Source organism: Amycolatopsis orientalis DSM 40040 = KCTC 9412, assembly GCF_000478275.1.
Classification (GTDB): domain Bacteria; phylum Actinomycetota; class Actinomycetes; order Mycobacteriales; family Pseudonocardiaceae; genus Amycolatopsis; species Amycolatopsis orientalis.
Genome location: NZ_ASJB01000083.1, coordinates 198,612 through 209,455, shown reverse-complemented (window position 1 = coordinate 209,455; position 10,844 = coordinate 198,612). Strand labels below are relative to the sequence as shown.

The window sequence follows — 10,844 nt, the reverse complement described above, 5'->3', positions numbered from 1 at the left end:
AGGACACTTGGCTCGTCCTGCCATGTTTATTCGTGTAGGATTTTGTGTAGTTGATCCAGGGAGGGTTCTTGCTCGCGCGGCAACGACAGGCGGTGATCCTCGAAGAGGCGCGCCGGACCGGGGCGGTCCGGGTCAGCGACCTCGTCGCGAGGCTCGGCGTCTCCGACATGACGGTGCGCCGCGACCTCGACGTACTCGCCGGTCGCGGCCTGGTCGAAAAGGTCTACGGAGGCGCCACCTCCATCGTCGGCAAGAGCACCGACGAGCCCGGTTTCGAGGCCAAATCCGTCCGCCAGCGCGCGCAGAAGGAAGCGATCGCCGCCGTCGCGGCCGGGCTGGTCCGGCCGGGCACCGCGATCGGCATCTCCGCGGGCACCACCACGTGGACGCTGGCCAGGGCGCTCGACGAGGTCCCCGGCCTGACGATCGTCACGAACTCCATCCAGGTCGCCGACGTGCTGCGCGGCGCGAACCAGCCGGATCGCACGGTGGTCCTCACCGGCGGCGTCCGCACCCCGTCGGACGCGCTGGTCGGGCCGGTCGCCGTGCAGAGCCTGCGCTCGCTGCACCTGGACGTCGTCTTCCTCGGCGTGCACGGGATGGCCGACGGCCCCGGGTTCACCACGCCGAACCTCACCGAATCCGAGACCGACCGAGCGCTGGTCGAAGCGGGCCGCAGGCTGGTCGTGCTGGCCGACCACACCAAATGGGGCATCGTCGGGATCTCCACCATCGCCGGTCTCGAAGAGGCCGACGTCGTCGTCTCGGACGACGGTTTGTCCGACAACGCAAGGGAAACGCTCACCGAGCAGGCGGGTGAGCTGATGATCGCCGAAACGGCGGAGACGGCTGAGGCTGAAGAAGCGTGAAGCGCACGGTAAGGCACCTGGCCGATGGCCGGGAGATCATCTATTTCGACTCGCCTGGAGCGCCAGAGCGCACCGCCGAGGACACCCGTGACCTGCCGCAGGTCGCGGCGGCGTCGGAGATCCGGCGCGATCCGCTGACCGGCGAGTGGGTGGCGATGGCCGCGCACCGGCAGACGCGGACCTACAAACCGCCGGCCGACCTGTGCCCGTTGTGCCCCACGAAACCCGGGAAGCCCAGCGAGATCCCGGAACCGGATTACGACGTCGCGGTGTTCGAGAACCGCTTCCCCTCCTTCGCCCGCAACGTCATCGGTGACACGTCCACAGTGGACGGAGCGGGACTGGTGCCGATCGCGCCGGGCGTCGGCCGATGCGAGGTCGTCTGCTTCACCAGCGATCACGACGGTTCCTTCGCCGCGTTGACGGCCAAGCAGGTCCGCGCGGTCGTCGACGCCTGGGCCGACCGCACCGCCGAACTGTCCGCGATGGACGGTGTCGAGCAGGTCTTCCCGTTCGAGAATCGCGGCGAAGAGATCGGCGTGACGCTGCACCATCCGCACGGCCAGATCTACGGCTACCCGTTCGTCACGCCGAAGACCGAGCGGATGCTCGAGGTCGCCCGCGCGTACGAGGCCGAGCACGGCCGTCCGGTGATGGGCGACGTACTGGCCGCCGAGCGGGAATCCGGCGCGCGCGTCGTGGTCGCGGGGGAGCACTGGACGGCGTTCGTGCCGCCCGCCGCGCGCTGGCCGGTGCAGGTCCAGATCGTGCCGCATCGCCAGGTGCCCGACATCCCGGCGCTGTCGGACGCCGAGCGTGACGAGTTCGCCGACGTCTACCTCGAAGTCCTGCGCCGTTGCGACGGGCTCTACGAGCGTCCGCTGCCCTACATCGCGGCCTGGAACCAGGCGCCGGCGAAACGCGATCGCGAACTCGGCTGGCTGTACCTGGAGGTGTTCTCGGTCCTGCGGTCCAAGGACAAGCTCAAGTATCTGGCGGGTTCGGAGTCCGGGATGGCCGTGTGGATCAACGACGCCACCCCCGAGCAGATCGCGGACAGGCTGCGCGCCACCCGCTGACGGGGCCATACTTCATGTGCGATGCACAGCATTGGCTCAGGAACTTCTCAGGACCATCCCGCAAGGTAGAGACATGACCGAGAACGACCCCAGCGGCCAGAACGCCGAGCAGGCAAGGCCCGCCGGTGCTCAGCCGGACGCGGAGCAGAGCGCGGCCTGGGCCGCGCAGCCCGCCCCGCAGCAGCCTGACGCGACCGGGCTCGGCGGCCACGCCACTCCGCATACCGGAGCGCAGCAGGCCTACCCCCAAGAGCAGTACAACCCGTGGTCACCGCAGGCCCAGCAGACCCAGGCCCACGCGCAACAGCCCCATACGCAGCAGACCCAGGCGCAGCACGCGCCCTACGGTCAGCACGGCCAGCCGGGCCCGTCGGCCTACACGATCCCGCAGCAGCGGCAGACCTCGAAGTCCACTTCGGGGAAGCTGCTCGCCGGGGTCGCGGCGATCGCCCTGGTCGTCGGCGGGGTCGCGGGCGGCACGGTCGGTTTCCTGACCGGTGACGCCGGGGGCGGTGGCTCGGTGAACGCGCTCGACGCGCCGAAGCCCGCCCAGCAGACGGGCAACGTGCCTGCCGGTTCGGTCGAGTCGGTGGCGCAGAAGCTGTCGCCGAGCGTGGTCGAGCTGCAGGTCTCCGGGCGATCCGGGGCAGGCGAGGGCTCCGGTTTCGTGCTCAGCACCGACGGTTACGTGCTGACCAACAACCACGTCGTCGAGGTCGCCGCCAATGGCGGGCAGATCCAGGCGGTGTTCCAGGACGGCAAGAAGGGCGCGGCGACCATCGTCGGCCGTGACCCCACGACGGATATCGCGGTGGTGAAGGTCAGCGGCGTCAGCGGGCTGACCCCGGTGGAGCTGGGCCGGTCCGACGACCTGCGGGTCGGACAGCCGGTGGTCGCCATCGGTTCGCCGTTCGAACTGGCGGGCACGGTCACCTCGGGCATCGTCAGCGCGCTGAAGCGGCCGGTGAGCGCCGGTGGCGGCGGCGACCAGACCACGGTGATGTCTGCGGTGCAGACCGACGCGGCGATCAACCCCGGCAACTCCGGCGGGCCGCTCGCGAACATGGCGGGCCAGGTCATCGGCATCAACTCGGCGATCTACAGCCCGAAGTCCGCGCAAAGCCAGGGCGAGACCGGCGGCAACGTCGGCATCGGCTTCGCGATCCCGATCGACCAGGCGCGCCGCACGGCCGACGACATCATCAACACCGGCCAGGCGACGCAGACCTTCATCGGCGCACGCGTGCAGACGGCGCCGACGGGTGGAGCGCAGCTGGGTGAGATCTCGCCGGGCAGCCCGGCGGAGAAGGCGGGCCTCAAATCCGGTGACGTCGTGACGAAGCTCGACGACCGGATCATTCCGAACGCCGACGCGCTCGTCGCCGAGATCCGCACCCGGGCGCCGAACGACAAGGTCAAGTTCACCCTCGGCGGTGACAAGGTGGTCGAGGTGACCCTCGGCGGCCAGCCGGTCACGCCGAACTAGTCCGAGAATCCCCAGACGCTCGGCCGCAGTGCGCGGCCGAGACCAGCCCCGGCTCGAACCCCCAGCGGGCCGGAACCGAAGGCCACGTGTGACCGGCTGCCAATCCCGGTCACGCGTGGCCTTTTTCGTGGCTTCACCTTCGCCGCGTGAGGTGGGCTGAAGGGGCCCTTCGCCGCGTGGGATGAGGTGAAGGCGTCCTTCGCTGCGTGGGATGAGGTGAAGGCGTCCTTCGCTGCGTGGGGTGCCGTGGCCTGGGGTGAGGTGGGCTGAAGGGGCCCTTCGCCGCATGTGATGCAGGGAAAGGGCCCTTCGCCGCGTCGCATGAGGTGAAGGCGTCCTTCGCTGCGTGGGGTGCCGTGGCCTGGGGTGAGGTGGGCTGAAGGGGCCCTTCGCCGCATGTGATGCAGGGAAAGGGCCCTTCGCCGCGTCGCATGAGGTGAAAGCGTCCTTCAGCTCCGCCGGGCGAGACCGGCCACGAGCACGCCCAGCCAGACGACGCCGAGGGTGACGAGCAGGCCGGTGCCGGTGTCGGAGTCGTGCAGTCCCGGGTTCGTGGCCCCGCCGAAAGGGCGCCACAGCAGCGGCACCGCGAGCAGCGTCAGCACCCCGGTGAGGACCGCCCCCGTTTTGACCGGCGTCTTCCAGCGGTCCGGAAGGACCCCGCTCAGCGCGAGCCCGACGACGCCGACCAGCGGAGCGATCAGCAGGTCGTGCACGAGTGGCCCGCCGGCGAGCCAGCCGAGGGTCCCGAAGACGTCCGCGCGCAAGGGGAACGCGTATTCGGCGAACAGCACCGCGCCCCAGGCGAGCGCGCCCAGTCCGGGCAGGAACAGCAACAGCCGCAGCGTTTTCACAGCGTCTCCAACCGGGTGACCCATTTCGTCTGCAGGACGCCGGGCCGGTTCGGGGCGATGATCCGGCACGGGAAGCCGTGGTCGGCGTCGAGGACTTCGCCGTTGAGTTCCAGCGCCAGCAGGGTGAGGTCGTCGCCGGTGTGCTCGCCGGGCAGTTCGCTGATCCCGTAGATCCCGGCCTTCTCCAGCGAGAACACGCGCACCGGCGTACCGGGCGTGCTTCCGGCGTCCCGCAACAACTCCGGCAGCGAGACCCCGCTCCAGCGCGCGGACTGGCTCCAGCCCTCGACACAGGCGATCGGCAGTTCGGCCGAAGTCCGCGGCAGGGCGCGGAGCTGGTCCAGGGAATAGGTTTTCGTGCCGCCCGGCGTCACCACCGACAGACGCCAGCCCGGGTCGCGGGCGGCGTCCAGGACGCCGGCCGCCGCGGCCGTCCGGTTGACCGGTAAGCCCTGCGGTCCCTTGCCGCTGCGCCAGGACAAGCCGGAAACGTTACGCAGCAACGGAACCGTGGCACCCGCAGTGGCGACCACGGCGACACCGGCGGCCAGCCAGGTCGTGCGGAGGAAGGCACGCCGCGAGGGTTCGGGTTCCGTGGCGAGGGAGCGGCGGACGATGGGGAGTTTCACCGCGACGTGCACCAGGATCGAGCCGATCGCCACCCACGCGACGGCGTAGTGCAGCTGCGGGAAGTAGAACGTCCACGGGTAGTTCTGCGCGATGTTGAACAGGCCGGTGACGAGTTCGAAGAACGCCGCCATCGCGAGCACCAGGATCGAGAGGCGTTCCAGCGCGTGCGCCAGGCCGCGGATCGCCGGGCGTTCGAACAGCTTGGGGTAGACGCTCCAGAGTTTGGCCAACAGCAAGGGAATCGACGCGATCCCGGAGAGCACGTGCGTCCCCTGCGTGACCCGGTACAGCCAGACCGGGCGGCTCGGCCAGCCGAACCACGACGGCGGATGCTGGACGAGATGGCTCAGCAGGCCGGTGACGAAGCACAAGGTGAACGTGACGGCGAGTGCGAGCCCGATCCGGGACGTCACCCGTTCGGCATGCGCGGCGGAGCGGAACTTCATGACTTCTCCAGGCAGGCGAACCAGCGGTGGCCGCGACGGGTGGACCAGGCGACCCGGAACGCGGTCCGGGCGGCGAGTTCGGCGATCGCTTCGACGCCGACCCACGCCCAGGTGAACCAGGCGCCGTCGTCGTCGGGCCGCAGCCGGACCCGGTCCCGGCGGATGCCGCGGCCGGGTGGGTCGAGTTCGACGAGTACGGTCCCGCCGTCGGCGATCAGTTCGGCCACGCGCGACAGCAGCCGCGGGGGATCGCCGCCGATGCCGATGTTCCCGTCGGCGAGGAGGACGTGCCGCCAGCGCCCTTCGCCGGGGACACGATCGAAGACGTCTCGGCGGAGCGCGACGGCGCCCCTGGCGTGCGTGAGCCGGACGGCGGTGGCCGAGATGTCGACGCCGAGCGAGGCGACGCCGCGTTCGGTCAGCGCGGCGGTGAGCCTGCCGGGGCCACAGCCGATGTCGAGGGTCGGGCCCGCGCAGGCGTCGAGGAGGACGTCGTCGCCGTCGCACGGGATGGCCGTCCAGCGTTCCACCGGCAGGTCGACGCGTTCGCCGGTCGCCAGTTCCAGCCAGCAGCGGTGCCCGAGCAGGCCGCGGTCGAAGGCGGTCACCGGACTTCCGCGACCGCTCGGGCGAACCGGCCGTGCGGTGCCGCCGCCGCGACCCGCCGCGCGTCCGCCACGGTGTCCACATCGGACAGTGTGGGCAGGATGCCGGGGTGCAGGCCGACGTCGGTCAGCGCGCGCAGGGTCTCCCGGCCCGTGTCGGCGCGGGACATCGGGACCCCGGCGAGTGCCTTGGCGTGCAGGGGATCACTGAGCCCCAGCGCCCACCAGCCGCCGTCTTCCGCGAGCCCGAGGACGGCGTCCTCGGTGGCCAGTGGTCGCGCGGCCGCGGCCAAGGAGTCCGGGGTGACCTGCGGGGTGTCCATGCCGATCTGGAGGACCGGGAGGCCCGGATGACCCGCCGCCGTGTCGGCGTGGGCGTTGGCGAGGCGGACGTCGAAACCGTTGCCACGCTGGGGGATCACGGTCGTGCGTTCGAGGAGCGCGGCGATCTCCTCGCCGCGCGTGGCCTCGCCGAGCTCGCCGGTCAGCGCGACGACCACCCGTGCCCCGGGCGTCAGCAGCGCGGCTTCGAGCGTGTCTAGCAGGGAGGCGGCCGCGATCCCGGCGGCCTGTTCCGGCGTCGCGGGCGGGCAGAGGCGGGTCTTCGCGAACCCGGGTACGGGCGCCTTGGCGACGATCAGCAGGCAGAACGTCATCGGCTCAACACCCGCCCGAAATCCCTCGCGGCGCGCAGGGTGCCGCGCAGCGAACCGGAGACCTTCGACTTCGTGCCTTTGGCGCGTTCGCCGTAGGACACGTCGAATTCGGCGACCCGCCAGCCGGCACGCCGTGCCTTGATCAGCAGTTCGAGCGGGTAGCCGAAGGCGCGGTCGGTGACGCCGAGGTCGAGCAGCGCACGCCGCCGGACGGCGCGCAGCGGCGCGATGTCATGGACCGGCAGGCCCTTGAGCCGCAACAGGGTCGAGACCACCGCGTTGCCGGCTCTCGCGTGCCACGGCCAGACGCCGGGGCCGGTCGGCACCCGCCGTCCGACCGCCAGATCGGCTTCGACGAGACCGGCCACCAGTACCGGCAGTTCGGCGAGGTCGAGCGAACCATCGGCGTCGGCGAAGCAGACGACGTCCGCCGTCGCCGCCTCCAGCCCGGTGTGCACGGCGGCGCCGTAGCCGCGCCGCGGCTCGTGGACGACCTTCGCCCCGAGCCCGGCCGCCACTTCGGCGGAACCGTCGCTGGAACCGTTGTCGACCACGATCGCCCGATAGCCGTCGGGCAGGGCCGCCAGTACCCCCGGGAGGGCACCGGCCTCGTCGAGACAGGGAAGCACGACGTCGATCCGGTCATCGTTCACGAACAGCACGGTAAGTCCGGGGTGGACGGACGAAAACCCTTGCCGTGCTTACCGAATCATGACGTCCGCGAAGTTCTTACCGAGTGCTGACGGTTCGCTTCCTCAGCCCGCCCGGCGCGGACGACCCGGCTAAGGTGCCTCGTTTCACGGTTTCGCGATCAGCCGAGCCACGAACGCCCCGGCGATCGCGATCAGCACGGCACCGGCGATCCACGGCCACACCGGCATCGCGTCGTCGGTCGCCGGAGCGGCGACCGCGGTTTCGGTCCGCACCACCGGTTCGGCCGCCGCCGTCCCCGCACCCGCCGTGGTGAGCGTGAACGGAACCGAACCCGAAACCGGATGGCCGTCCGCGGACACCACGCGGTACTTCACCGTATAGATCCCGGCCGCCCCCAACGGCCGGAGAGGTGCGGACAGCTTCTCCCCGGTGACGACGGGCGCTCCGCCTTCCCAATGCGAAGAGCCGTCCGGGCCGAGTACGGCCAGTTCGGTGAAGCCGCGATCGAGCGGCTCGTTGAACACCAAGGTGACGGCAGCGGGCGGAGACGCGATCGAAGAATCCTTCGCCGGATCGCTCGAGACGAGCACGCTGTGCGCCATGGCCGGCTGGGCGACGGCCAGCGTCGTGAACAGCACGAGTGCGGCCAGGAAGGCACTGCGCGACCGATTCCGTGCCGATGGCGGGAAAAGCGACATGGTTCTTTCCTCACGAATGCGTCGACGACGGGAATGGGAGCCCATGGTCGGCGACGGAATGGTCGGCCGCGTTGCGGTGGCGGGGGTTCGCGCAACAACCGGGTTAACGAAAACTCACAGCCTTTCGGGAAAGAAGACCCGGAATCGGACACGGCGCGCCCGTGCTTCACTCGAATGGCCGTGCCGATCGGGCATTCGGCCGCCGAACTCACAGCCGTCCGGCCGTACGGAGCCGGGTTACTTTACCTGGGCTTCATGTGACGATCATGCCGGGTAACGCGGCACCTGGTTTTCTTCTGGCCCATCGAGCCCGTTCCCCATTCCCGCTCAATTCTCTCTTTCCGTATGGGAGGAAGCATTCGTGGCCTTGCGAGGAATCGCCCCGCGCCGTGATCAGCTGATCGCGGCCGGCCTCACCGGCGCCGTCGTGATCGTGGTCGGCTACGCCTCGGGCCTCGGGCTGAAACCCGGGACGGCCGCGGGAAGCCCGCCGGTACTCGCCCAGCCCCAGTCCCCGCCGTCCGCCGCCACGCCCTTGCCCGGCGGTGAACCACCCGCTCCCGCCCCGATCCCTTCCCTGCCCGCGGTTCCGGTCACCGACATCCCCGCCCCGGTGGCCCCGCCCGCGCCGCCACCCGGCGGCATCGAGGTCCCGCCCCCGCCGCCCGTCCCGGACCCCGTTCCCCCGCATCCGCATCCGGATCCGCCGTCGACCACGCCGCCCTTGCCGCCGCCGCCCGGTACCGAGCTGCCCGCCTGCCAACCCGGTGTGGCACAACAGGTTCTGGACACCGTGGCCGCGCTCCCGTTGCTCGGCGGGGTCACCGGCGGCCTCGGGGTGACGGGGGCGGACGGGCTCGGTGCGGCCCTGCTCGGGTACTGCCGCGCTCCCGACGGCACGGTCGTCCTCGAGAACCTCCCCGTCCCCGTGCCGGTCCGGTAAGTCATGGTCAAGACCTGGTACGTACTCGCCCGCTGTGTCGACTACTTCGGCATGACCCTGTTCACCGGTGGTCTGTTCTTCCTCGCGTTCCTCTGGCCGGACGGCGCAGCGCAAGGCCGGGCGCGCAAGGTCGTCGGGATCGGCTGGCTGCTCGGCTTCGCCGGCACCGTCGCGGGTCTCGGCCTCCAGGGCGCGTGGTCGGCCCAACGTCCGGCCGCCGATCTCTTCGACTGGGACCTGCTCGGGCAAGTACTCGACACACAGTTCGGCCGCGTCTGGTTCGCGAAGGCGTTGCTGTGGCTGCTGGCGGGGGTCGTCCTCGCGGATCTGCTGCAACGCGGCCGGGCCGCGGCGGGTTCGACGGCCTGGCGGGTCGGCGCCGGAGTGGTGACCCTCGGGCTGCTGCGCACGACCGGGCTGACCGGGCACGCGGTCGAGAGCACCCGGCCGCTGCTCACCCAGATCGCGGATCTCGTCCATCTCGCCGGGATCTGCGCCTGGATCGGCGGACTGGCCGTCCTGTTGTTCGGCGTCCTTTCCCGGCGTGATCCCGGGGAACTCGCCGCCGTCGTGCCGCGCTACTCCCGGCTGGCGATGCTTTCTGTGTTCGCGGTGATCGCGGCGGGTGTCGTCCTCGCGTGGCAGACGGTCGGCAGCTGGCATCGACTGTCCACAACGGACTACGGCAGGACGCTGCTGATCAAGCTGCTCGTCCTCGCGATCGTCCTCGTCATCGCGCAGGGCAGCAAGAGCTGGGTCTCCCGGCGACTGGACTTCGCGGTGGTCCTGCGCGGGGACGCCGCCACCGTCCGCCCCTTCGTCTATTCCGTCGCCGCCGAGACCGCGCTCGTCATCGTGGTCCTCCTCGCGGCGAGCCTCCTCGTCACGGCCAGCCCCGGCCGGTGACCGCCCTACAGAAAGGAGTGTCCTTCATGGACAACCCGGAGCCCAAGAACCCCGCCGCCGAGGCCCCGCCGGTGGTGCCCGCGCGGCGGACCTGGCCGGTGGCGGTGGCGATCCTCGCCCTGGGTGTCGCGCTGTTCAGCCTCGCCACCCTGCGGGGCGGGCAGCAGGCGGACACCGCCCAGACCGCCGACGTCGATCTCGCCGCGTTGTCCAAGCAGGGTCCGCTGGCGGTTCCGCTGTACCAGGGACTTTCCCAGGAGCAGGCGGCACCCGCGGCGGCACCGGCGGCGGCCAAGACGGTCGAGATGATGGGGTACAAGTTCAGCCCCGCGAGCCTTTCCGTCGCCGTCGGCGACACGGTGACGTGGACCAATCACGACACCGCGCCGCACAACGTCGTCATCACCGACGGCCCGGAGAAGTTCACGTCGCCGACGTTGCAGCAGGGGCAGACCTTCAGCCACACCTTCACCAAGGCGGGCGGCTACTCCTACTACTGCTCGATCCACCCGGACATGAAGGCGTCGGTCAAGGTGGAGGGCTCCGGCACCCCACCGACTTCACAGCCGACCCCGACGAGCGCCCCGCCGACCTCGACCAGCAGCACGCCGCCGACGTCTTCGCACTCGATGCCGCCGACCAGCCCCGGCGGGGGCTCCTGTGTGCCCAAGGGAGTGCTCCAGCCGATCATCGACCACATCAAGGCGGCACATCTGCAGACCTCACCGGGCCAGCAGGTGCAGGACATCCTCAACCTCGACCAGTACATCAAGACCCACACGGTGTGGCTGGAAACCGTGCTCGCCCCGGTGCTGGACGGTTCGGCCGACAAGGTCGTCGCCGACACGCTGGCCCCGATCATCGCGCACATCAAGTCCGCGCATCTGGAGACGTCGCTCGGCCAGCAGGTCACCGATCTGCTGAACCTCGACCAGTACATCAAGACGCATACGGTGTGGCTGGAAACCGTGCTCACCCCGTTGCTGAACCAGGCGAGCTGCTGAACCAGGCCGGCCGC

General features: G+C 70.5%; 12 protein-coding genes. 6 read left to right on the top strand and 6 right to left on the bottom strand.

The window, feature by feature from the left end; translation table 11 throughout:
- The first annotated feature begins 68 nt into the window (after positions 1-68).
- From L324_RS32115 to L324_RS32105, 3 genes are all read left to right on the top strand, one after another.
- A complete protein-coding gene (locus L324_RS32115; protein ID WP_037318807.1) occupies positions 69-869 on the top strand; it encodes a DeoR/GlpR family DNA-binding transcription regulator in 801 nt (266 codons plus the stop codon).
- On the top strand, positions 866-1,948 hold the full coding sequence (gene galT / locus L324_RS32110) for a galactose-1-phosphate uridylyltransferase (protein WP_037317588.1): 1,083 nt from the start codon (positions 866-868) through the stop codon (positions 1,946-1,948). Before L324_RS32115 ends, galT begins: the two co-directional genes overlap by 4 nt.
- Before the next feature lie 73 nt (positions 1,949-2,021).
- Positions 2,022-3,434, top strand: coding sequence for a S1C family serine protease (locus L324_RS32105; protein WP_037317585.1), 1,413 nt, complete (start codon positions 2,022-2,024; stop codon positions 3,432-3,434).
- Between the two features lie 449 nt (positions 3,435-3,883).
- On the opposite strand, the gene L324_RS32100 is transcribed toward L324_RS32105, so the two are convergent.
- From L324_RS32100 to L324_RS32075, 6 genes are all read right to left on the bottom strand, one after another.
- Positions 3,884-4,288: a hypothetical protein gene (locus L324_RS32100; protein WP_037317582.1), complete on the bottom strand. Its 405-nt coding sequence runs from the start codon at positions 4,286-4,288 to the stop codon at positions 3,884-3,886.
- Positions 4,285-5,364: a molybdopterin-dependent oxidoreductase gene (locus L324_RS32095; RefSeq protein WP_037317578.1), complete on the bottom strand. Its 1,080-nt coding sequence runs from the start codon at positions 5,362-5,364 to the stop codon at positions 4,285-4,287. The genes L324_RS32100 and L324_RS32095 overlap by 4 nt, the downstream gene beginning before the upstream one ends.
- Positions 5,361-5,972, bottom strand: coding sequence for a methyltransferase domain-containing protein (locus tag L324_RS32090; protein ID WP_037317576.1), 612 nt, complete (start codon positions 5,970-5,972; stop codon positions 5,361-5,363). The genes L324_RS32095 and L324_RS32090 overlap by 4 nt, the downstream gene beginning before the upstream one ends.
- Positions 5,969-6,625, bottom strand: coding sequence for a TIGR04282 family arsenosugar biosynthesis glycosyltransferase (locus L324_RS32085; protein ID WP_037317573.1), 657 nt, complete (start codon positions 6,623-6,625; stop codon positions 5,969-5,971). Before L324_RS32085 ends, L324_RS32090 begins: the two co-directional genes overlap by 4 nt.
- Positions 6,622-7,278 carry a glycosyltransferase family 2 protein gene (locus tag L324_RS32080; RefSeq protein ID WP_081736559.1) on the bottom strand — a complete coding sequence of 219 codons (657 nt, stop codon included), beginning with the start codon at positions 7,276-7,278 and terminating at the stop codon, positions 6,622-6,624. Before L324_RS32080 ends, L324_RS32085 begins: the two co-directional genes overlap by 4 nt.
- Positions 7,279-7,422: 144 nt before the next feature.
- Complete coding sequence (locus tag L324_RS32075) at positions 7,423-7,977, bottom strand: copper resistance CopC family protein (RefSeq protein ID WP_063624623.1); 555 nt, start codon at positions 7,975-7,977, stop codon at positions 7,423-7,425.
- A gap of 361 nt (positions 7,978-8,338) precedes the next feature.
- Between L324_RS32075 and L324_RS32070 the strand changes: the two genes are divergently transcribed.
- Genes L324_RS32070 through L324_RS32060 form a run of 3 tightly spaced genes read left to right on the top strand, consistent with a single transcriptional unit; the run spans position 8,339 to position 10,830 of the window.
- On the top strand, positions 8,339-8,920 hold the full coding sequence (locus L324_RS32070) for a hypothetical protein (RefSeq protein WP_235783734.1): 582 nt from the start codon (positions 8,339-8,341) through the stop codon (positions 8,918-8,920).
- A 3-nt stretch (positions 8,921-8,923) separates the two neighbouring features.
- Entirely contained in the window at positions 8,924-9,826 is a 903-nt protein-coding gene (locus L324_RS32065; protein WP_037317570.1) for a CopD family protein, read from the top strand.
- A gap of 26 nt (positions 9,827-9,852) precedes the next feature.
- Positions 9,853-10,830, top strand: coding sequence for a cupredoxin domain-containing protein (locus tag L324_RS32060; RefSeq protein WP_037317567.1), 978 nt, complete (start codon positions 9,853-9,855; stop codon positions 10,828-10,830).
- Positions 10,831-10,844: the final 14 nt, after the last annotated feature.

Bases quoted from the DNA above. Each gene is read 5' to 3' on its own strand.
- L324_RS32105 (WP_037317585.1), top strand. From the start codon at position 2,022: ATGACCGAGAACGACCCCAGCGGCCAGAACGCCGAGCAGGCAAGGCCC.
- L324_RS32095 (WP_037317578.1), bottom strand. From the start codon at position 5,364: ATGAAGTTCCGCTCCGCCGCGCATGCCGAACGGGTGACGTCCCGGATC.
- L324_RS32085 (WP_037317573.1), bottom strand. From the start codon at position 6,625: ATGACGTTCTGCCTGCTGATCGTCGCCAAGGCGCCCGTACCCGGGTTC.
- L324_RS32075 (WP_063624623.1), bottom strand. From the start codon at position 7,977: ATGTCGCTTTTCCCGCCATCGGCACGGAATCGGTCGCGCAGTGCCTTC.
- L324_RS32065 (WP_037317570.1), top strand. From the start codon at position 8,924: ATGGTCAAGACCTGGTACGTACTCGCCCGCTGTGTCGACTACTTCGGC.
- L324_RS32060 (WP_037317567.1), top strand. From the start codon at position 9,853: ATGGACAACCCGGAGCCCAAGAACCCCGCCGCCGAGGCCCCGCCGGTG.